Below are 23,683 nucleotides of genomic sequence, written 5' to 3' on the forward strand. Positions count from 1 at the left end.
TACATACAGATTTATTCTTATTTATTATAACATGCTATGAAGAAACTAGCATCACTACATCGAGAATGGTCGAAACAAGTTGATAAGTGTGTTATAATTTGTCCGGTAGATTAACGAAAAGGATAACGAAAAGGAGTAAATGCATGTTACAAGTTACTGATGTAAGTTTACGATTTGGTGATCGTAAACTATTTGAAGATGTAAATATTAAATTTACAGATGGCAATTGTTATGGATTAATAGGAGCTAATGGCGCGGGTAAATCAACGTTCTTAAAGATTTTATCAGGTGAATTAGATGCTCAAACTGGTCATGTTTCTATGGGTAAAGACGAACGTTTAGCAGTATTAAAACAGGATCACTTTGCATTTGAAGATGAACGTGTGATTGATGTTGTTGTTAAAGGACACGAACGTTTATATGAAGTAATGAAAGAAAAAGATGAAATCTATATGAAACCAGACTTCAGCGATGAAGATGGTATTAGAGCTGCAGAACTAGAAGGCGAATTTGCTGAAATGGACGGCTGGAATGCTGAAGCAGATGCGGGTACCCTACTTTCTGGTCTAGGTATCAAAGCAGACCTACAAGATAAAACAATGTCTGAATTAGAAAACAATCAAAAAGTTAAAGTGTTATTAGCACAAAGTCTTTTTGGTAAACCTGACGTATTATTACTAGATGAGCCTACCAATGGTTTAGATATCCCCGCAATAAGCTGGCTAGAAGATTTCTTAATTAATTTTGAAAATACAGTTATTGTTGTGTCTCATGATAGACACTTTTTAAATAATGTTTGTACGCATATTGCTGACTTAGATTATGGGAAAATTAAATTGTTTGTTGGTAACTATGATTTCTGGTACCAATCAAGTCAACTTGCTATGAAAATGGCTCAAGATCAAAACAAGAAAAAAGAAGAGAAAGTTAAAGAATTACAAGATTTCGTGGCACGTTTCTCTGCAAACGCCTCTAAATCAAAACAAGCAACAAGTCGTAAGAAGCAATTAGAAAAAATCGAGATTGATGATATTCAACCTTCTTCTCGTCGTTATCCTTTTGTGAAATTCACACCTGAACGTGAAATTGGTAATGATTTATTACATGTCGACAATGTTTCTAAAACAATCGACGGTGTGAAAATATTAGATAATATTTCATTCTCTATGGATCCTAACGATAAAGCTGTATTAGTTGGTGATAGTGAATTTGCTAAATCAACATTACTTAAAATCTTAGTCGGTGAAATGGAACCAGATGAAGGTACAGTAAGATGGGGCGTAACAACTTCTCAAAGTTTCTTACCTAAAGATAACTCATTCTACTTCGAAGGTGTAGATACAAACTTAGTTGACTGGTTACGTCAATACGCACCTGAGGACGAACAAACTGAGACATTTTTACGTGGCTTCTTAGGACGTATGCTATTTAGCGGTGAAGAAGTTAAGAAAAAAGCGAGTGTCTTATCTGGTGGAGAGAAAGTACGTTGTATGCTAAGTAAAATGATGTTATCAAGTTCTAACGTGTTACTACTGGATGAACCTACAAACCATTTAGACTTAGAAAGTATTACTGCAGTCAATGATGGCTTGAAATCATTCAAAGGTTCTATTATCTTTACATCTTATGACTTTGAATTCATCAATACGATTGCAAACCGTGTTATTGATTTAAATCCAACTGGTGGTCTTTCTAAAGAAACGACTTATAGAGCTTATTTAGAAGAAACTGGTGTATTAAAATAATAACCATGTGTTATTGATTTAAATATAACGCAATAAATAAGAAGCGTATTCTATTTAATATGTAGTGTACTCCTCTTAAAATGTGGACATCTCTAATGCTTTTACAGCATTAGAGATGTCTTTTTCATTTGCTTTATTCATCTGATTTAGAGTGAAGCGCCCCACTGTTTGGGCTAATTACTTTCAAAATAAATTTTTGAATTATATAATCATAATTAATTCAAATGAACGGAGGAGTTATTTTAATGGAAAATTTAAATATGATTGATGGACAACTTTTACCACAAATCGGCTTCGGTACATATAAATTAAATGGTGCGCAAGGTGTACATGCAATCGTTAATGCGTTAAATCAAGGATACAGAATATTAGATACAGCTTATAACTATGAAAATGAAGGTACAGTGGGTAAAGCAATTGAAAGAAGTCATGTTTCAAGAGATCAAATCATTGTAACTTCGAAATTACCAGGTCGTTATCAAGACTATGATGCGGCATTAACAGCTATACAAGAATCTATTTATCGATTAAATGTTGATTATATTGATCTATATTTAATTCATTGGCCAAACCCAAGACATAATAAATATGTTGAAGCTTGGCAAGCGATGATTGATGCTCAAAAAGCGGGACTTATTAAATCTATTGGTGTTTGTAATTTCTTACCAGAACATATAGAAAAATTAGAAAAAGAAACTGGTGTCTTACCTACTGTGAATCAGATTGAATTACATCCGTACTTTAATCAACAAGATATGGTTGAGTATAATAATACAAAAGGAATTATTACAGAAGCATGGAGTCCATTGGGTCGTGCATCTGAAGTAATAAAAGATAAAGACATCGCTGTAATTGCCGAAAAATATAATAAAACAATACCTCAAATTATATTAAGATGGCACGTTCAATTAGGTGTAGTGCCAATTCCAAAATCTACATCTATCACGAGACAAATTCAGAATCTAAATGTTTTTGATTTTAACTTAGAAGTTGAAGACGTAGAAAAAATAAACAACTTATCTCAAAAAGATGGTAGATTAAAAGGTCAAGACCCCGCAACATATGAAGAGTTTTAAAAATTGGAAATATAGAAAAGTGATTGTCATTAAACAGATTTAATTATATTTACACTTATAACGTAAAATGTATAAAAATAATGTTGTATTTTTCAGTAAATTTAAAAAACTTGATAAAAGCGGTTTACAGTACATATAAGCATATGTATAATATGAATCATAAACAAACAAAAATTAAATATGGTTTTGATGAGGCGCATCAATCATTAGTAAATATTAGAAGAACCTGCACTGCTAGCAGCTAATTTTGAAAGGGTGAGATGCCGAAATAGTTATAATAGCAGCTTATAACACGTTGGACTTTATGGTTAAGAGCTAAGAGTCTGTCATTATTGTAAGATAATGGAGTGCATCACTTGTATATAAATTATAGAACAAGTTCGCATCCCGAACTTGTTCTTTTTTTAATACTGTGATTCTCCCCTATTGATTGAGGAGGATATAGAATTGAACAGAAGTGTTTTGAAATTTGGAGGTTCTTCAGTAAGTGATTTTACAAAAATAAAAAATATAGCGGAAATGTTGAAAATGAGAGTTGATCAAGGTGAACAACTTATTGTTGTTGTTAGCGCCATGGGCAAGACCACAGATGAGCTTATGGCTAATGTCTCTGCATTAACTACAAGCCCTAAAGATCAAGAACTTGCACTATTATTAACAACCGGTGAACAACAGACAGTTTCTTACTTATCTATGGTTTTAAATGATATCGGGGTAAACGCCAAAGCGATGACCGGATATCAAGCGGGTATTAAGACAATTGGACATCATTTAAAAAGTCGAATAGCAGAAATTAACCCTGATACATTCGAAATCGCATTTACAGAAAATGATGTTTTAGTAGTTGCTGGTTTTCAAGGCATTAATGAATCACTTGAAGTAACGACATTAGGTCGAGGTGGTTCAGATACTACTGCTGTTGCCTTAGCCGCAAGTAATGACACGGCATGTGAGATATACACCGATGTCGATGGTGTCTATGCTACAGACCCAAGATTATATAAAGATGCAAAACGACTTGAATACGTTTCTTATGAAGAAATGATGGAAATGAGTGCATTAGGTGCGAGCGTATTAGAAACAAGAAGCGTCGAATTAGCAAACAACTATCATATCCCGCTTTATTTAGGAAGAACTTTATCAAATGTGAAAGGAACATGGATTATGTCACAAGCAGAATTATTAGAAAAAAGCAGTCACAGGTGTGGCGTTAGATACACATATGATGCACGTTACAATTAGTTATCCCCTACCAGATAATAGATTACTTACTGAGCTCTTTACTCAATTGGAAGAAGGTTCAGTTAATGTTGATATGATTTCTCAGATTATTAACTTGGAAGGATTACAAATGTCCTTTACTATTAAAGATACAGATGCTTTTCAGATTTCAACCATATTAGAAACTTTAAAAGAACAGTTTAATGCATTAGACTTCAAAATTAATGAAGCATACGTTAAAATCTCTTTAATTGGCTCTGGTATGCGTGATATTTCTGGTGTAGCATCAAAAGCATTCATTACTTTAATTGAAAACGATATTTCATTTTATCAAACTACAACATCAGAAATAAGTATTTCATGTGTGATAGATGCTGAGAATGGCGAACGAGCTGTTCGAACCCTTTATCAAGCTTTTGATATCTGAATTTTCGGAATATAATTAAGATTTATTAAAATAATAAAAATGGAGTGTATGGTATATGACAAAATTAGCATTGGCGGGCGCAACAGGTTTAGTAGGAAGAAAAATGTTAGAAACAATAGATCGCAAAGGTGTGGCGTTTGATGAGTTAGTGTTGTTCTCTTCAGCTCGCTCAGCAGGTGAAAACATTGAATTTCAAGGTAAAAACTATACTGTTAGAGAATTAACAGAAGAAGCGACTAAGGAATCATTTGATTATGTATTAATGAGTGCTTGGTGGAAGTACAAGTGAACACTTCTCCCCTATTTTTGAACAAGCGGGTGCAATTGTCATTGATAATTCAAGCCAATGGAGAATGACTGAAGGTGTAGACTTAATCGTTCCAGAAGTTAACGAACCTGTATTAGACAGAAAAATTATTGCAAATCCAAATTGCTCAACAATACAATCAGTTGTACCACTTAAACCATTACAAGAAGAATTTGGTTTGAAACGTGTTGCATATACGACATACCAAGCAGTTTCGGGTTCTGGGGTAAAAGGGAAACAAGATTTAGCAGAGGGAGCAAATGGTAAAGCACCTGAAGCATACCCACACCCTATTTATAATAATGTATTACCTCATATTGATACTTTCCTTGAAGATGGGTATACAAAAGAAGAACAAAAAATGATAGACGAAACACGTAAAATCTTAAAAGATGATGAATTGAAAGTTACAGCTACTTGTGTACGTGTGCCAGTTCAAGACAGTCATAGTGTTCACATGAGTGTAACGTTAGAAAAAGAAGCTACAGTGAGTGCAATTCAAGAATTATTTGAAAATGATGACCGTGTGGTACTTGAAGATGATCCACAAAATAATGTATATCCATTAGCTATTAATTCTACAGACAGAGATGAAATATTTGTAGGACGTATTCGCCGTGATGAAACATTAGATAATACATTCCATGTATGGTGTACTTCTGACAACTTATTGAAAGGTGCGGCATTGAATGCAGTGCAAATACTTGAACAAGTTATGAGCTTGAAAGGAGTAAAATAATATGGGACATATTTTTGAAGGCGTAGGTGTCGCTCTAACAACACCTTTTACACACAATGAAGTAGATTATGATGCACTTAGAAGACATTTGAAATACTTAATTGAAAATGATGTGAAATCGATTGTTGTAAATGGTACTACAGCTGAGAATCCGGCATTAACTGATGACGAAAAAGATCAAATATTAGAAGTAGTCGTAAATTATGTAAATGGACGCATTCCTGTAATTGCCGGTACAGGTACGAATAACACACAAAAATCAATTCAAGCTTCAGTTCGTGCTAAAGAAATTGGTGCAGATGCAATTATGCTAATCACACCCTACTATAATAAGACGAATCAACGTGGTTTAATTGCTCATTTTACGAAAATAGCAGATGCGATTAAATTACCAGTCATATTATATAATGTGCCTTCTCGTACAAATATGACTATAGAACCAGATACTGTTGAAACTTTAAGTAAGAATGAATATATTATTGCATTAAAAGATGCGACCAACGATTTTGATTATTTAGAAGAAGTAAAAGCACGTATCAACTTAAATGACTTTACACTTTATAGTGGTAATGACGACAATGTAGTTGAGTATTTTAATAAAGGTGGACATGGCGTTATCTCAGTAGTAGCTAACGTGATTCCTAAATCTTTTCAAGCGTTATATGATGCTAAACAAAATGGAGAAGATATTGAAAAACAATTCCAACCGATTCAAACATTGTTAGATGCATTAGCAGTTGATGTTAATCCTATTCCAGTGAAGGCACTCACAGCGGTAGAAGGCTTCGGAAATTACGAGGTGCGTTTACCACTTGTAACTTTAGAAGATGAAGACCGTCGAACATTAGAAAAAGCGTATGAACAATTTAAAGTAGGTGACAAAGTATGAAGATAGTATTAATAGGCTATGGTGCAATGAACCAACGTGTCGCAAGATTAGCTGAAGCAAAAGGACATGAAATAATTGGTGTTATTGTACGAGATGCTACCAAGGATTACCCGTACCCTACTTTTGAACGTATAGCAGATGCTAAAGAAGCAGATGTTGCAATTGATTTCTCCAACCCAGAATTGTTATTACCATTATTGGATGAAGACTTTAATTTACCATTAGTAATAGCAACGACTGGTGAAAAAGAAGAAATAATCAATAAACTTAAAGCATTAAGTGATCAAATGCCAGTCTTTTTCAGTGCGAATATGAGTTATGGTGTACATGCTTTAACAAAAATTTTAGAAGTAGCAGTGCCCCTATTACAAGATTTCGACATTGAACTTACGGAAGCACATCATAATAAAAAAGTGGATGCGCCAAGTGGTACATTAGTAAAATTATATGATGTGATTGATGACTTGCGAGAAAAATCTACACCGGTATATGACAGACATGAGCATACTGAAAAACGCACACAAGATGAAATTGGTATCCATTCCATTCGTGGTGGCACGATTGTAGGAGAACATGACGTGCTATTTGTCGGTACTGATGAGACAATAGAGATTACGCATCGAGCACAGTCAAAAGATATTTTTGCAAATGGCGCAATCGGTGCGGCAGAAAAATTAATCAATAAGGCAAATGATTATTACACATTTGATAACCTATAAAAACTAAGGAGCGTATTAAATTATGGTACAACATTTAACGGCAGAAGAAATTATTAAATATATAAGTGATGCAAAGAAATCTACACCCCTAAAGGTTTATATTAATGGAAATTTTGAAAATGTAACCTTCCCTGATAGTTTCAAAGTGTTTGGTTCACCTGATTCAAAAGTTGTTTTCTGTGAAGCTGATGAATGGAAAACATTTTATGAAGCGAATCAATCTAGTATTGAAACTATAGAAATTGAAATGGATCGTCGTAATTCGGCTATTCCATTAAAAGATTTAACTAACACAAATGCACGTATTGAACCAGGCGCTTTCATCCGTGAACAAGCTATTATTGAAGATGGCGCAGTGATTATGATGGGCGCAACAATTAATATTGGTGCTGTAGTTGGTGAAGGTACAATGGTAGATATGAATGCAACACTTGGCGGCCGTGCAACTACTGGTAAAAATGTACATGTTGGTGCGGGCTCAGTATTAGCTGGTGTCATTGAACCACCTAGTGCTTCACCAGTAGTAATCGAAGATGATGTACTTATTGGTGCGAATGCAGTTATTCTTGAAGGTGTTCGTGTTGGTAAAGGCTCTATTGTGGCTGCAGGTGCAATCGTAACGCAAGATGTGCCGACTGGATCAGTTGTTGCGGGTACACCTGCTAAAGTAATTAAACAGACAAGTGAAGTTGAAGATTCGAAACGTGAAATCGTTTCAGCTTTAAGAAAATTGAATGACTAAAGCTTAATTTCATGCAATTTCCACTTTTACTAAGTTAGTTATGGTTCTAGAATAATCAGAACTATGCTACTTAATACGAACATCCATAAATATTAATGTAGGAGGTTTAAGACGAGACAAGATGTAATAAATGATGGCGTTTATAACTTTTAAAAAGTTGCTATCCATTATACATTGATGAATCGGTCTTACCTCCTCATTTTTTTAATATTATGTTTTCGCTTTTTTATACATATAAACAAAGTGCTTTAGATTAAAGTCTGAAGTTAATTAATAAAACTAAAAGGATTTGATTTAAAATGAATGAATTAGAATTCGTAACAACACATAGACGTCATTTGCATCAAAACCCAGAGCTAAGTCTACATGAATATGAAACTACTACCTATATTGCTTCTTTCTTAGATGAATTAGGTATCAGTTATGAACGCCCTCTTGATACAGGGTTGGTTGCTTATTTACCTGGGAACGGTGAGCATACGATAGCTTATCGTGCAGATATTGATGCATTGCCTATTTTTGAAGAAAACGATGTAGCTTACAAAAGTTTAACAGATAATGTAATGCATGCTTGTGGACATGATGGGCACACTACTGCGTTAATGCTCTTTGTTAAACGATGTAAAGCGATGGCTGATCAAGGAACGTTACCGCAAAGTATCGTTTTTATATTTCAACCTGCTGAAGAAACTGGTGGCGGTGCAAATCGATTAATTCGTGCTTGGTGCCTTTAAAAATTATGAAATTGAAGCAGTATTTGGTATTCATGTTATGCCGTTTGAAAATGAAGGTAAAGTTGTTATACGAGATGAAGAAATAACAGCAAGTGCTACTGAATATAGATTTTATTTAAATGGCCTTTCTAGTCATGTAGCGGATAAAGAACAAGGACATTCTTGTGGAGAAGCATTACAACATGTATTAAGCCAAGTAGGACAAATTCAACAATATCATTTGAACGGTTTAAAACGAAATATTGTCCATATGGGTCATTTTGAAGCCGGAGAAGCGATTAATACTGTCCCTAGTCATGGTTATCTAGAAGGTACAATCAGAACATATGATGTTCATGACTTAGAAATCGTGAAACAACAAATGGCCAAAATTGCTGAAAGTGTCAGCTTATTATTTAATGTAGAATGTGAAGTGAAGTTTGAAGAAGGTTACCCACCTACTTATAATGATCCATTACTACGTAAACATGTTGAACTTGGATTGGAAAATGCAGATTTTGAAATTATTGATAAACCTACACCTTATTTATTTGGGGAAGATTTCAGCTTTTATAGTCAACTTGCGCCGAGTTATTTTGTATTTGTCGGTGTACGAGATGAAGCTAAGGGTTATGTAACTGGCTTACACACTGCTCATTTAAATTTTAATGAATATATGCTCATACGTATTGCAGATTATTATGAACAACTTCTAAAATCCTATAGCGAGGTGCGTGTACAATGACAGCCATTTGGTCAGTAGATACAGAGAAATTTTATGAAAATGCAGTAAATGTAGCGCAAGATAACCAACTCATGGCTGTAGTTAAAAATAATGCTTACCATTACGGTTTGGAATTTGCTGTTCAACAATTTAAAAAAGCTGGTATCCAAACTTTTAGTACAACTTCTTTGAGAGAAGCAATCCGAATTCGTAAACTTGCACCCGACGCTACGATATTTTTAATGAATGCAGTTTATGAATTCGATAAACTACGTGCTTATCATATTCAGATGACTTTACCTTCTCTAGATTTCTATTATGAACATGTAGAAGATTTATATGATATTCAAGTTCATTTAGAATATGAAAATTTATTACATCGTTCAGGATTGAAATCAATTGCAGAAATGAGAGAAGTCCTTATACATCATGCGCAAAATAAAAATGAACAGCGCATGATAATAACTGGCTTATGGACACACTTTGGATATGCAGACGAATTTGATGTTCCAGATTATGAAATTGAGCGAAAAGCATGGTTAGACGTTGTAGATACTTTATTGACTGAGGGCTATCAGTTTGATCTAATTCATGCTCAAAATAGTGCGAGTTATTATCGAGAAAATGGTGTTTTCCTCCATCATACACACGCACGTGTTGGCATTGCATTGTATGGTTCAAGACCATACAGTCATGTAGAGGAAACAGCAATTAAACAATCATTGACTGTTAAAGGTAATGTCATCCAAGTGCGTGAAGTTAATCAAGGAGATTATTGTGGGTATAGTTTTGCTTATGAAGCTACACAAGATGAAACAAGGTTAGCAGTCGTAGATGTTGGTTACGGCGATGGTATACTTAAATCAAGAGCACAACACGAAGCATTGATTAACGGTAAACGTTATCCTATACGTGCGTTAATGATGAGTCATATGTTTGTGGAAGTAGATAGCAATGTTCGTGCACAAGATGAAGTGATACTATATAATAACGATATACGCGTAGATGAGTTCACATTTAAAGGTGTGGGCGCGAATTCTGAACAATTAAGCGCGATGAATCATGACTCACTAATAAAGGAGTATAGATAAATTATGGTAGTAGAATACAATGATAAAGGAGAGCTTACAATTGGAGGTACAAGTCTTAAAACGATAGCACAAAGTTTTGGGACGCCTACGATTGTTTATGATGAAACGCAAATCAGAACACAAATGAGACGTTTTCATGAAGCTTTTCAAAAGAGCGGATTAAACTATAATATTTCATATGCTTCTAAAGCATTTACTTGTTTACAAATGGTTAAATTAGTAGAAGAAGAAGGACTCGAATTAGATGTAGTATCTGAAGGTGAATTATACACAGCATTAGTCGCTGGTTTTGATGCACAACACATACATTTTCATGGTAATAATAAGACAAAACGTGAAATACAATATGCCTTAGAAAGTAAAGTGGGTTATATTGTGATTGACTCTTTAGAAGAAATTGATATTATTAACCGTTATGCAAGTGAAGAAGTGAATGTAGTGTTAAGGTTAAATCCTGGAGTTGAAGCACATACACATGAATTTATTCAAACTGGACAAGAAGATAGTAAATTTGGCTTGTCTATCAAACATGGTTTGGCGATTGAAGGTGTCAAAAAAGTTAAAGATGCTAAGCGCTTAAATCTTAAAGGTGTTCACTTCCATGTAGGTTCGCAAATTGAAGGTACTGAAGCTATGATTGAAACTACTAAATTAGTTATCCAATGGCTGAAAGAAAATGACATTCAGATAGAATTGATCAATTTAGGTGGCGGCTTTAGTATTAAGTATGTCGAAGGTGATGTGAGCTTCCCTATCGAAGATGGTATTGCAGAAATAACTGAAGCAATTAAAACGATAGCACAAGAAGCTGATTACCCTATTCCAGAAATTGGTATTGAACCTGGACGTTCAATTGTAGGAGAAGCAGGTATTACTTTATATGAAGTAGGTACAATTAAAGATATTCCTAATGTGAATAAATATGTGTCAATCGATGGTGGCATGAGTGATCATATTCGTACCTCTCTCTATGATGCGAAGTATGAAGCTCTACTGGTTAATAGAAATGATCCAAAGGATGAAACTGTAACAGCTGGCAGGTAAATTATGTGAATCTGGAGATATTATTATCAAAGATGCACAATTACCAAGTACAGTTAAACGTGGCGACTATTTAGCTATTCTATCAACTGGTGCTTATCATTATTCAATGGCATCAAATTATAACCAAATGCAGAAACCGTCCGTGTTTTTCTTGAAAGATGGAAAAGCAAGAGAAGTTATTAAGCGTCAATCATTACGCCAATTAATCATTAATGATACAAAATAAATGACTATATAAGAAAAAGGTTGCTAGCTACTCCCTACTGGGCATGCTAACAACCTTTTTTTAATGTTCTTAAAATGGTGTTTTAAGCGTGTTAAACAAACAATATAAAGTTCTGGATTATTTGGTCATGATTATAACTGAAAGCTCTTTAAATGCCTATATTGAATGAATATATGTATATTGCACACATTAAGAAAGCCTAACTCGATTTCATCGACGGAAATAGAGGATTACATGCTTGTCGCATGCATTAAGGCGCCCTAACATATTTAAAATGTAATCTAAGAAGCATTAGCGGATTACATGCTTGTCCCATGCATTAAGGCGCCCTAACATATTTAAAATGTAAAGGCGCCTATATATATAAAAAAAGAACCTTTGACAAGGTTCTTTTTAAATAAAGTCAATATAGAAATCTATATTATAGTTTAGCAACGTTTGCGGCTTGAGGACCGCGGTCGCCTTCAACTACTTCAAATTCAACTGATTGACCTTCTTCTAATGATTTGTATCCTTCTTGGTTAATTGCTGAGAAGTGTACGAACACGTCGTTTTCTCCTTCAACTTCGATAAAACCAAAACCTTTTTCGGCGTTAAACCATTTTACTGTACCTTGTTTCATAACTGTGAAACCTCCAAGACTAATATTCATTCAATATGCGTTATTCGCATATTACAAAAAATACAATTTCACAGTTCAAGTCTGTTAGTACAATATTCTTTGCAATATGGAATAAAACTATTGCTTGACTAACAGTATAAAGCAATTTAAATAAAATTGCAATACAAATCTGAATAAACTGTTTATTCAACAATAGGTAATTTATAATATACTTCATTATTATTTAAAACAATAAAACTATAGAATATTTGTAAATCTTCATCGCAATCTTCACAAAATCCTAAATCACAATTATTATAAAACGCATGAATATTATATTTTCCAACTAAATAGTTATCATAATCTTTTTTACATTTTAAAATGATTGATTGATATTGGCTTAACATCTCGTTATAAGTCTCAAAATTATGTTGTTCTACGATATGATCAGTCCAGTCACTAAATAACCACCAACCTTCATAGTCAGCCCGAATTTTTGCAACTGTCCACATTTCATTTCACCCTTTCATAGTCAGCTCAAAAACATTTTCAAAACATTTAAATAGCGTGTTCTAAATTTTAAGCTTAATAGAACAAGTTGATTATACTTATGTATGGTCTTCATACATTCACTCTAAATAAAATCCCCACGTTTATAAATAGATATGAATAGAACTAGTTATATACTTTATATAATTTAATTAGAGTCGCACAATTTGTCTATGTGTAATATTTTAACTAGATAATATACAAAATCAAGTTATCTGACTCATACTTTTGGCCTATATACATACGTAGCTCAAACGTAAATATTAGTTTTGTGGCCTAAAATTTCGTATAATACTACTAAGAGGTGATAATATGCAGTGCAAACACGTTAAAGTATTTGGAATGGTGCAAGGTGTAGGTTTCCGATACTATACACAGAAGATAGCTAGAAAGTATAATATTGTAGGCACAGTTGAAAATATTGATAATTATGTTGATATTTATGCGCAAGGAAATGAAAAAGCATTAACTCCATTTTTAAATGCAGTTATAGACGGTGCGTCACCTGCCTCGCATGTTGAAGATTATACTATAGAAGAATTGAATATTGATGAATCATTAAAGGATTTTAAAACTATATAAAGGAAGATGAAGTTTGAGATATACTATTTCACGTATTTTTGGGACAATCATAGCTTTTCCAGTAGCAGTTATCGCATGGTTTACTAGTGTTTTTGCTCTTGATATTTATGTTATATTTGATTTTCTTATTTCTGCGGTAACGTTCTTGGCAATTTACTTCCCTACTCAACGTTTAACTTCTAGAAAATATTTAAATGAAATTGGTCTATCACGTCGTGATTATCATTTTGTAAATAGTCAGTTAAACAATGCACAAGATAAGATTAGAAGAATTTTGAAAACATTTGTAAATGTGAGATCGATTAAAGATTTTAGACAAGTGAATGAAATATACCGAATTTCTCGTGCAATTTATTTTGCAGTGAAACAACAACCAGGTTCATTTTTCAAAGTAGAAGGTTTCTTCTATTCACATATTGATAATGCATTAAATTTAATTGAAGCATATACAAGATTATCTAAGTCACCTAAAAAATCTAAAGAAGAAAAACAAAAATTAGAACAAACAAGAATTACTTTAGACGAAGTGAAAAGAACTTTAGTTGCTGACTTGAAGAGAATTAATAACGAAGACTATAGCCAGTTAGATATAGAGATGGAATTAAACAAAATGGAACAGAAAAGAAATAAATAACATAGAATTAAGAATGGAGAGAAATTGAATGGCTAAAGAACAAGACTTTTTAAGTTCACATCCATTGGACAAATATATTGATGAACAGTCAGCTAATCAAAATGAAATAATCAATAATAAAACGCAATATACTCAAGAGGAACAACAAAAAATCGATAAGTTGAGCGAACAAATAAAGCCAATGGATAATGATGGTTTACTGAATTATGGTACACAAGCACAATCAAATATGTCACAGTTCTCACACCGTATTTTAAATGAAGTTAACACAACAGATGTTGGCCCTGTGGGTGAGTCTCTGAATGGTTTAATGAGTAAATTAAAGTCAGTTAACCCTGAAGAACTTAATCCAGAAAACCAATCTAAGTTGAAACGTATATTTAAACGTACGAAAGCATCTGTTAATGAAATATTTTCTAAAATGCAATCTGTAGGTTCACAGATTGATCGTATCTCTATTGAGTTAGATAAGCATAAAAATAACTTAAAAAAAGATATAGACATGTTAGATGAATTATACAATATGAATAAAGATTATTTTGAAGAATTGTCTTTATATATTGAAGCGACTAAAAAGAAACAGCATACGCTTCAACAGACTGAAGTACCTAAACTAAGAACACAAGCAAAAACGACAGGTAACCAAATGGATGTGCAAGCGACATCTGATATGGAACAATTTATAGATCGTTTAGATAAACGAATTTATGATTTGCAGTTATCAAGACAGATTGCAATTCAGACTGCACCTCAAATACGAATGATTCAAAACGTAAACCAAGCCCTTGCTGAGAAAATTCAAAGTTCAATTTTAACGAGTATTCCATTATGGAAAAACCAAATGTCTATTGCATTAACATTGATGAGACAACGTAATGCCGTATCAGCTCAAAAGGCAGTTACAGATACTACAAATGATTTACTATTAAAAAACTCTGAATTATTAAAACAAAACGCGTTAGAAACAGCTACTGAGAATGAACGTGGTGTCGTTGATATCGAGACACTCAAAACAACACAAAATGATATTATTGAAACAATTGAACAGACACTTCAAATCCAAGAACAAGGCCGTACTAAACGTAAACAAGCAGAAACAGAATTAAATCAACTTGAATCAGAATTACAAAATCAATTGTTAGATATGAAAGATAATAAATAAGGTTTATGAACAAATAAAGTAGATGGAGTCGGGACAGAAAATCAAATTTTGATTTCTCCCCGCCCCATCTACTTTTTCTATTTAAAATCTTTCGGTTTTGAAAGCGCGTGCTTGCTTGGGGTATGGGAGTGGGACAGAAATCTAATTTTTCTAATAAGATTTCGTCGTCCCACCCTGGAAATAGAGTTGAGATATTATTTGTTTTACAGACTCATACTATTCCCCTAGGCGTCAGCGCTTTACAAAATCGGTACAATTATATAAATTAATACAAAAAATAAGACGCTTTTGTATAATAAAGTTACTCTAACATAACTTTAAAACGAGAAGTAGGATTAGCATGAATGGCAATAAATATAAGGAAAATAGTAGCTCATCGAGCTACAAAAATAGATAAAAAACATAAAAATGATGGCTTCTACTTTATTTCACGTAGAAACCATCATTTTTTAGTTATCTGAGAAGCTTATGTCTCAGACTCATTTTGAGATTTAATTCTAATCGCTCTATTTAATGCTTAGAATCTTCTGTATGTTGATTTGCTGAATTTTTAATTAAATTCTCTGTATTGTCAACTGTGTCTGAGGATTTAGTAGTTACTATATTTTGTTCCACAGCAAGTTTGTGCGCAATTTTCGGCGCTGTCCAAACGACAGGAAGCATGATAATCGATATAGGTACTGCTGTTACGATTATAAAGGACTGTATTGCACTAATACTACCCTCGCCAATATTAATAAGAATAATTGAGATTACACCCATAATAGCAACCCAGAATAATCTGATGATTTTAGGCGGATCTCCTTCGCCAGTAACGGACATAGAAATTGAATATGACATTGTATCGGCAGTTGTTATTACAAATATAAGTGTCAAAATGAGTAAAGCTATAACTAACACATTGCCTAAAGGTAATTGTGTAGCAATTGAGATAACTGCTGCAGGTAAACCATTTTCAGATAAAGGATCACTAATTGAACCATTATTTTTAGATTCATAAAACAATCCACTTCCACCTAAAATAGAAAACCAAAAATGAGAAACTACAGTCTGCTACGACTGAAACGAGTATGAAGATTTCTCTGATTGTACGTCCCTTTGAGACACGGGCAACTAACATAGCCATTAAAGGACCATAACCTATAAACCAACCAAAGAAGAAAAGCATCCATGCGCCAGCCCATTGATTATCTCCTCTAAAGGTACTGATTTCTAAGAAATTAGTGATATATGTTCCATAAGAAGAAATAAAAGTATCAATAATAAAACCACCAGGGCCTATTAACAATATAAAGACAGCAAGTGCTATTGCTAACCATATATTTAGTTTGCTAAGAAACTGTATACCTTTATCTATCCCTGTAGTTGCAGAAATAGATACAATGACCATAAGTCCTGCAACAGATAAGACTTGAGTAATGATATTATCTGGAATACCAAAAATACTATGTAACCAGTAACTAAATTGAAAACCGAAAAACCCAATTGTTCCAATTGTTCCGACTACAGCACCTAAAATACAAAAGACATCTATCATAGAGCCTGTCTTAGTATGCTCAATCTTTTTACCAAATATTGGATATAAAATTGTTCTTGGACGCATTTTCATGCCTTTATTATAATGTGCATACATAATAATGATACCACTGACAGCACCATAAACTGCCCAGGCTGTGAAGCCCCATGATGTGAAACTTTGAGCCATTGCTCGCTGGTATAGCAGACTGAACTACTATCTTTGATACTTGGATCCATAGTTGGTGGCACATCAATAAAATAATACATAGGTTCAGCGACAGCCCAAAATATAGCACCTGCGCCTAATCCTGACGTAATCACAATTGCTGCCCATCTGAAGTAACTCATTTCAGGTTTAGAAGCATTTCCGAGCCTTACACGACCATACTTTGAAAAGGCTAAAACAGCACCTACCGCAAATGTTGCTAGTAATAAAATTTGCCAAAATGCACCGAAATATGTAATGGATAGTTCAAAGCCTTTTTGCACGAAATCCGAAGTTGCTGTAGTAAATAGTGATGACATAATTACAAATAATACGAGTACGCCACCGCTAATAAGAAACACCGGCCAATCTAGTTTGTCTTTCCAATAAGAAAATTTAATGTTATTCTACTCCTCTTTTTAGGTTCTCTCTATTTTCTCTATATTAAGTCTTTTATAATAAATAGTTTAGCTTTTTCAGTACTTATCAAATTGCTTACGAATATCATTGAATATTGTTTTAGAGTTCAAAATTATAAGTATGAAAACGAAGTCTTACGCTATAGCAAATGGTGTTTTTGTGAATATGAACACGTGTACTTTCCATCTTTAATAAAAATATGTAAGTCTATTTATGATTGTGACAAGAGACTTACTATTGTCACTGACGAAACACTTGAAGTTAAGATTATAGCCCACTTCTTCTTAGTAATCAATTGGACTTTGTAAAATAGTTATAATTTTTAAGATTAAATTATTATATATTAATCATGCAATTGGAAAATTCTGCACCTTAAAAAATGATATTTTTATTTAAATGAAGATTTTAACAGCAAAATGTTATTTTTACACATAAAAAAATCCCTTCAAAGCAATCACTGTTTCAGTGACTACTTTGAAGGGATTGTATCTTTACAAAAACGATGCATTTAAATATTGAGCAGAATCTACTTAAATGAACTTTTAATCTTTTTCGTAAACGATAGGTTTTTGACTTTTAACCATAGTAGCTACAATATAACCTATGATTGTAGTGACTATAGCAATTGGGAACCATTCTAATGAATAGTCTTTTAAAGGTAAACTATCAATAAAGCTCATTTTTATCCAGACCTTGTGTATGTACTACACTTAATATTGAAACAATAGAAACAATCGTAACTGGAATTTGTTGTGCAATTGGCTTAGTTGGTACAAAACGTGCAATCAATATCAGTAATACTGAAGTAATTGCTACTGGATATACAATACTAAGTACTGGTTCAGACATTGTAATTACTGAGTTTAAACCTTGATTTGCTAATATAAAACTAATTAGCGTAAATCCAATTACATAAGCTTTATAAGAAATTTTCGGTAAAATTCTATGGAAATATTCTGACACTGAAACGATTAAACCACATGCAGTAGTTAAACACGCAAGTGCAACAATAATACCTAATAGATATTTACCAAAAGTTCCAAAGCCTACATCTGCCATTGTAGTTAATAGGTATGTACCTATGTTTTGATCTTTTGCTGTTAAACTAGCAATTTTTTCTTGCGATACATCCATGTGATTTCCTATAAAACCTAGAGAAATATAGATGAACATTAAGGCAACTGCGGCGATTAAACCAGCTAATAATGTCTGCTTAAAGATCTTATTAGCATTTGTAACGCCTGTTGCTTTTACAGCATTAACTACAATCATTGAGAAGGCAATTGTCGCAATAGCATCCATCGTTAAGTAACCATTGGTAAACCCTTGTGAAAATCCAGCAAAACCAGAAGTAAACGATTCTGCAGATTGACTTGGTGCATTACCACCAAAATCTACAAATCCTTTAATAATCATCGCTAATATCGTGATAAGTAGTAATGGTGTTAGCAATGACCCGATACGATCAACCATTTTACTAGGATTGATACATAAATATAATACAATTAAGAAATAAATAACTGTAAATATAAATAATGCTAAACTACTATTTGTTTGTGCAATCGGTGTAACAGTCATCTCAAATGATGTTGATGCTGTACGTGGAATCGCAAATAATGGACCTATTGTTAAGTATATAATTACTAAGAATACTACTGAAAACTTAGGTGATATTTTATTTAATGACCCGATGTAGCCTTGTTTATCTAATGCACCTACAACAACGCCTAATAACGGTAATCCGATTCCAGTTAATGCAAATGCTAAAATGGATGGCCAGAAATATTCTCCGCTATCTAAACCTAAATTAGGTGGGAAAATAAGGTTGCCGAGCGCCAAAGAACATTGCAAACAATGTGAAGCCTATAATCCATGTATTTTTATTCATATGACGTTCTCCTTTTAATCCAATAAAATAATATTATCTATTCTATCACGTTTAATTAGATGCCGTCTATATAAATTTCAGAATATTTAAATATATAGCGATTAATTTATAAAAATTAGTCTAGCTAAAATGATTTTAATAAAAGTTTTTTCAATAATGGTGACAGATGGCTTGGCAAATTTTCTACGCCTTCTACAAAGATGGCATACTGACCATAAATGTTATGAATCGTTTGTTCTATGTCTTCTGTAATAGGATCTTGACTTAAAAACACATTGAATACTTCGATCCCCATTTTTCTAGCAGTTTCAACGGCTTCATAAGTGTCTAAAATACCATCTTGACTATAATTATATGCTGAAGGTTCACCATCTGAAAATACAATTAGAAAACGTTGATTATGTGAACGACGCATTAATCGTTCACTTCCTATTCTAATTGCTACGCCATCTCTATTATCATCTTGAGGCTCTAGAGCCATAATTCGTGGTCCATCTTTTTCAAAAATTGAACGGTCGTATGAAATGATTTCGTCAATAATATTGGGTTGATTTGCTTCATCTGCATCAAACGCATCTTCGTTAAATGCAAGTATCTCATGTTTAACATTTAATGATTTTAAAGTTTCATGGAATAGGACAACGCCTTTGATCGTTTCTTCCATCTTATCTTGCATACTTGCGGATGCATCAACTAGCAATGTAAAAGTAGCATCAAAGGATTGACTTAAATCTTGTTTCTTATAAAACAGCTTATATTGATCATCAATAAACCAATTAAGTAGATTCTTCTGTAGTCTTCCTTTAGTTAAATTATGACGTTCATCCTGGTATTCTCTATCAATTGTTTTCTTTATGATTTGGATTAAATCTTTTGTCTCAAACTGGACTTCAGATTCAACGTCACGATAATCATTGATATATTGTGGTTCTATGTCTGGAATATTCCATTTAATCTCTACGTTCTGATTGATACCTTTAAGTGCAAACGCTTGGTTATGACCGACAGTACCACCTTCGTCATCTTCAACATTATCAGTAGAGCCTTTGCCCTTTTTAGTTTGCATATCAGTCATATCATCGCTCGCATCACCCTCACGTGCGGTGTCATTATCACCCATGACATCACTATTCTCACCTTCATGTAATTCCATTTCTAAATAAGCGCCACCTTCTGACGCACTATCTTGATTATTAGATTCCATATCTTCGCTTACAACGTCTTCATCGTTTTGTTCATCAGACTGACCATCTGAGTTACTTGCGTCAGTTCTCGTTATATCCTCAAAATTAAGTTCTTCTATTGCTTCATAAACTTTTTTCGGTAAATGATAATATTCGTTCAACATATCTTCTTTTAAAATATCATCGATTTGATACATGATACGTTCTGCTAAATACATGTTATCTTCAGACGTTTCATTATAAAAGAAATTAGGTAAGTATTGATACATATGATTTAAAACATCATCAATTTGAGGATGGATTTGCGGTACATCATAAAAGTTTTCTGTTAAAAAAGATGCTTCTAAATATAAAAATAGTAAGTCTGTAAAAGTTGTTTTGGTTTTATAAACTTTGATTTGTGTCTGAGTATAATTCAATCTAACCTCATTACGCATTTGAATTATAGGCTTTGTCGAAGGACGTAATTGAACTATGGTATTTAATACACGTTTGTCTTCTAATAATTTGAAAAGTTGTTGGAAGAATTTTGGGTGTTGAAACTCTCGATTATGAATGACTTTATTTACAATTTTTTCATCCATCATTTGATAACCATAAGTAGCAAGTAATACATCTGATTTTAATCCTGTGGATTCTATTTCTTTACTCCTATGTGACCAAAATGAGCTTGTAATTAAGGTATGATTGATTGGATCATAGTATGGAAATTTTTGTATTTTAACGTGTGCTTGTTCATTTTTCAGTAAAAGACGAGCTAAATCTTGTAGCATCATGACTTGCTTTGCATCAAGTTGTTCGTCATTAAATTTTATAAAACGATCACTCATGATTATCCCTCACTAAAAGTTTAATTCTACTGCGTTTTTAATTGCTTGTTGTTCACGTTCGTCTTCTAATTTATCTATAATCGTACGCTGTATCGCACGTTCTATTGGCATGATTGTTGCTAAATCGCTCAAGTCAATCGGCGCTCGAATACTGGTCGCTTCTTCAGAAATTTGACCTTGTTTTGTCATTGTTCTCAAATCTTCATTGAACTTTATAATATTTTGGATAACAGCGTCGTCTTTTAACTGGCTTTGGTTTTTAATAACATCACTTAAAATATCACCATCAATATAATCTACTTCAATAACAACGAAACGGTTTTTTAATGCTTCATTCATAGGTAATGTGCCAATGTATCCTACGTTTATTGCTCGCAATAACATTAAAACCTGGTGCTTGCACTTACAACTTCTCCTGTAAATGGATTTGTTAGTTTTCTACGATAGTCTAATACACCATTCAGTATAGGCAGTGTTTCTGGTTTCGCCATATTGATTTCATCAATATAAAGAATATTTCCTTCTTTCATGGCTTGTATGACAGGTCCATCTATAAAGACAATTTCTTGTGACCCATTGTCATTTGTTTGTATTGTTTTAAATCCTAATAAACTTTCAGCATCTAAATCGACTGAACAGTTAATTTGGTGCATCGGTCTATTTAAAGTTTCACTTAGCGTTTCTGCAAGTTTCGTCTTACCAGAACCAGTTGGTCCTTTTAACAGTATATTTTTATTTAATTGCATTAATGATTTAGCATCATTAAAGACAGTCTCGTCTCTATTAATATATTGTGTATTTGTCATGTTTTTTTATCTCCTTTTGCATTTACATGTTTGTCTGATGATTGTTAAAAATCATTAAAAATAGACTGGGGCAAGAATACATCATCATATTTTGCCCTAGCCCTATTTTAATAAGAAAATTTATAAACTCACAATAGTTTGTGAGGAATTGTTTGTTGCGTTTATGGTGCAATACGATATATTTAAAATCTTATACTTCTTTAAAATATTCTTTATAATATCCACCAACTAGACCAGAGTTATCGATGATTTGATAATATTCTTCAGTTTCATTGATAACGTCATATTGTTTACCTACTGTTAGCATATCAGATACTGTGAATTTTTTCGCTTCTGCATGTTCAACTTCGACTTTTTTAATAGGTGTATTTGTTTTCCAAGTTTCATGTAACATAATTGTAAAAACCTCTCTTTATTGTTTTGTTTCTAAAGTTAATATAAATGTGATGCCGCTTTTTTCACTAATTCTTAAAGAACGTTCGCCATCTTGATCTAATGTTTGATAAGGAATACCAATGACTTCAAGTTGTTGCAATGCATTTTGAAAATGTGCTTTGGATTCAGTAGCAAATTCAATTTGTTCAACTATACCATGTTCAGGCATTTTCACTTCATCCTTTGCGAGCATAAATATGTAGCTCGCCACCTAGCCCGCCGTCTCCTATACGAAACACTTGTACTTTATAATCGGCATTGTCTGTTGGTGCGTATTCAGCAAAATGTATGAGTCCAAAAACTTTAGTTAAAATAGATTGCGTTAATATAAGTTCATTAACTTTCAAGAGGACAGGCCCTAATCCTTGGATCTGGTGTAACGGATTTACAGTACTTTCAAATGATGGCATACCTAATGGTGTCCCAGTATTATGTTCATTTGAGTAAATATTAAATGTTTGATCATTTTGGTCTTTAAAATCAAAATATTGATGACCATTTAAATCGGTAATACCACCATGATTAATGTGATGATTATCTAATACTGATTTATACTCATCCAGACCTTCATCACTTGGCACACGCAAGCCAATATTATCTATATGATTATTATTGTTAATATAGTTAGGTATTTCTACAAAATGTATACGTGTCCCAGAATTAAGTTCAGCATCTCCAAAACGTAGCGCTTGTCCTTTGTTTGTCACATTGAGTCCGAGTATATCTTTAAATAAAGTTTTAGTTTTTTCTAAATCATTTGTCCCTGTAGTAACACTTCTAAGACCATTCATTATATTAACCCCTCTATTCATATCTTTTCAACTAATTATAACTTACTTTAAGTATTATTTGTATGATGAATAATGGTTTTACAAAATTATAACGAATATACATTGGACGAATTAAGAAAATGTATTAAAATGTATATATATCGTGATTTATTATTTTTCATGACAAATTTGAAAATAGATTTATTGAATTAGAAGGAGGTTTTAAAATGTTAACTGTATGGGTTGTATTTGGTATTACTGTGCTTATAGCAGTGTATTCTGGAATTACTTTCTTTTCGAATATAAATAATAAAGCAAAGCAAAAAAATGCTAATGCTAAAAGTGTTAAGAAAAATAATATCTATGGCGTAGTTTTCTTAGTATTTTTAATTCTAGCTATTATTGAGCTTTTCGTGTATATAGCTTAATAATTTTA

At 32.9% G+C, this 23,683-nt stretch carries 15 protein-coding genes, 8 pseudogenes and 1 riboswitch; of the genes and pseudogenes, 14 read left to right on the forward strand and 9 right to left on the reverse strand.

Annotation, left to right across the window (positions count from 1 at the left end):
- Positions 1–143 precede the first annotated feature (143 nt).
- The 10 genes and pseudogenes from ABLV90_RS11040 to lysA all read left to right on the forward strand — a co-directional run bounded on the left by ABLV90_RS11040 (position 144) and on the right by lysA (position 11,663).
- A complete protein-coding gene (locus ABLV90_RS11040; RefSeq protein WP_460872637.1) occupies positions 144–1,745 on the forward strand; it encodes an ABC-F family ATP-binding cassette domain-containing protein in 1,602 nt (533 codons plus the stop codon).
- Between the two features lie 245 nt (positions 1,746–1,990).
- Positions 1,991–2,821, forward strand: a complete 831-nt coding sequence (locus tag ABLV90_RS11045) for an aldo/keto reductase (RefSeq protein ID WP_427704470.1) — start codon at positions 1,991–1,993, stop codon at positions 2,819–2,821.
- Positions 2,822–3,002: 181 nt separating this feature from the next.
- Positions 3,003–3,182, forward strand: a riboswitch (Lysine riboswitch).
- An 86-nt stretch (positions 3,183–3,268) separates the two neighbouring features.
- Positions 3,269–4,469: pseudogene (locus ABLV90_RS11050) on the forward strand (aspartate kinase).
- 55 nt (positions 4,470–4,524) lie between these two features.
- Positions 4,525–5,515: pseudogene (locus ABLV90_RS11055) on the forward strand (aspartate-semialdehyde dehydrogenase).
- 1 nt (position 5,516) lies between these two features.
- On the forward strand, positions 5,517–6,404 hold the full coding sequence (gene dapA / locus ABLV90_RS11060; RefSeq protein WP_427707812.1) for a 4-hydroxy-tetrahydrodipicolinate synthase: 888 nt from the start codon (positions 5,517–5,519) through the stop codon (positions 6,402–6,404).
- On the forward strand, positions 6,401–7,123 hold the full coding sequence (gene dapB / locus ABLV90_RS11065) for a 4-hydroxy-tetrahydrodipicolinate reductase (protein WP_460872638.1): 723 nt from the start codon (positions 6,401–6,403) through the stop codon (positions 7,121–7,123). The genes dapA and dapB overlap by 4 nt, the downstream gene beginning before the upstream one ends.
- Before the next feature lie 22 nt (positions 7,124–7,145).
- A complete protein-coding gene (gene dapD / locus ABLV90_RS11070; protein ID WP_460872639.1) occupies positions 7,146–7,865 on the forward strand; it encodes a 2,3,4,5-tetrahydropyridine-2,6-dicarboxylate N-acetyltransferase in 720 nt (239 codons plus the stop codon).
- Positions 7,866–8,164: 299 nt separating this feature from the next.
- Positions 8,165–9,323 (forward strand): annotated as a pseudogene (locus tag ABLV90_RS11075) (M20 metallopeptidase family protein).
- A complete protein-coding gene (locus tag ABLV90_RS11080) occupies positions 9,320–10,393 on the forward strand; it encodes an alanine racemase (protein ID WP_427704465.1) in 1,074 nt (357 codons plus the stop codon). Before ABLV90_RS11075 ends, ABLV90_RS11080 begins: the two are co-directional and overlap by 4 nt.
- Positions 10,394–10,396: 3 nt before the next feature.
- Positions 10,397–11,663, forward strand: a pseudogene (lysA, locus tag ABLV90_RS11085) (diaminopimelate decarboxylase).
- Between the two features lie 421 nt (positions 11,664–12,084).
- Here lysA and cspA read toward each other — a convergent pair.
- On the reverse strand, positions 12,085–12,285 hold the full coding sequence (cspA, locus tag ABLV90_RS11090) for a cold shock protein CspA (RefSeq protein ID WP_002507639.1): 201 nt from the start codon (positions 12,283–12,285) through the stop codon (positions 12,085–12,087).
- Between the two features lie 182 nt (positions 12,286–12,467).
- A complete protein-coding gene (gene msaA, locus ABLV90_RS11095; RefSeq protein ID WP_002507638.1) occupies positions 12,468–12,776 on the reverse strand; it encodes a regulatory protein MsaA in 309 nt (102 codons plus the stop codon).
- A gap of 349 nt (positions 12,777–13,125) precedes the next feature.
- Here msaA and ABLV90_RS11100 point away from each other — a divergent pair, with 349 nt between their 5' ends.
- Genes ABLV90_RS11100 through ABLV90_RS11110 form a run of 3 tightly spaced genes read left to right on the forward strand, consistent with a single transcriptional unit; the run spans position 13,126 to position 15,191 of the window.
- Entirely contained in the window at positions 13,126–13,395 is a 270-nt protein-coding gene (locus ABLV90_RS11100; RefSeq protein WP_046465312.1) for an acylphosphatase, read from the forward strand.
- 13 nt (positions 13,396–13,408) lie between these two features.
- Positions 13,409–14,029: a 5-bromo-4-chloroindolyl phosphate hydrolysis family protein gene (locus tag ABLV90_RS11105; protein WP_046465313.1), complete on the forward strand. Its 621-nt coding sequence runs from the start codon at positions 13,409–13,411 to the stop codon at positions 14,027–14,029.
- A 28-nt stretch (positions 14,030–14,057) separates the two neighbouring features.
- Positions 14,058–15,191 carry a toxic anion resistance protein gene (locus ABLV90_RS11110; protein WP_460872640.1) on the forward strand — a complete coding sequence of 378 codons (1,134 nt, stop codon included), beginning with the start codon at positions 14,058–14,060 and terminating at the stop codon, positions 15,189–15,191.
- Between the two features lie 510 nt (positions 15,192–15,701).
- Here the strand turns inward: ABLV90_RS11110 and ABLV90_RS11115 are convergent.
- From ABLV90_RS11115 to ABLV90_RS11145, 7 genes and pseudogenes are all read right to left on the reverse strand, one after another.
- A pseudogene (locus ABLV90_RS11115) lies at positions 15,702–16,896 on the reverse strand (BCCT family transporter).
- Positions 16,797–17,276: a BCCT family transporter gene (locus ABLV90_RS11120; RefSeq protein ID WP_460872641.1), complete on the reverse strand. Its 480-nt coding sequence runs from the start codon at positions 17,274–17,276 to the stop codon at positions 16,797–16,799. The pseudogene ABLV90_RS11115 and the gene ABLV90_RS11120 overlap by 100 nt, the downstream one beginning before the upstream one ends.
- A 600-nt stretch (positions 17,277–17,876) precedes the next feature.
- Positions 17,877–19,222 (reverse strand): annotated as a pseudogene (gene brnQ3, locus ABLV90_RS11125) (branched-chain amino acid-like transporter carrier protein BrnQ3).
- Between the two features lie 124 nt (positions 19,223–19,346).
- Positions 19,347–21,236 (reverse strand): vWA domain-containing protein, encoded by a 1,890-nt coding sequence (locus ABLV90_RS11130; RefSeq protein WP_427704460.1) that lies wholly within the window; start codon positions 21,234–21,236, stop codon positions 19,347–19,349.
- A gap of 12 nt (positions 21,237–21,248) precedes the next feature.
- Positions 21,249–22,042 (reverse strand): annotated as a pseudogene (locus tag ABLV90_RS11135) (ATP-binding protein).
- Between the two features lie 190 nt (positions 22,043–22,232).
- Positions 22,233–22,436, reverse strand: coding sequence for a DUF6501 family protein (locus ABLV90_RS11140; RefSeq protein WP_002507630.1), 204 nt, complete (start codon positions 22,434–22,436; stop codon positions 22,233–22,235).
- Between the two features lie 18 nt (positions 22,437–22,454).
- Positions 22,455–23,268 (reverse strand): annotated as a pseudogene (locus ABLV90_RS11145) (VOC family protein).
- Between the two features lie 206 nt (positions 23,269–23,474).
- Here ABLV90_RS11145 and ABLV90_RS11150 point away from each other — a divergent pair.
- Positions 23,475–23,675: a hypothetical protein gene (locus ABLV90_RS11150; protein ID WP_002507627.1), complete on the forward strand. Its 201-nt coding sequence runs from the start codon at positions 23,475–23,477 to the stop codon at positions 23,673–23,675.
- The last annotated feature ends 8 nt before the right edge of the window (positions 23,676–23,683 follow it).

Origin of the sequence: Staphylococcus sp. 2S1, from assembly GCF_046721335.1 — a bacterium.
GTDB classification, from domain to species: domain Bacteria; phylum Bacillota; class Bacilli; order Staphylococcales; family Staphylococcaceae; genus Staphylococcus; species Staphylococcus equorum_A.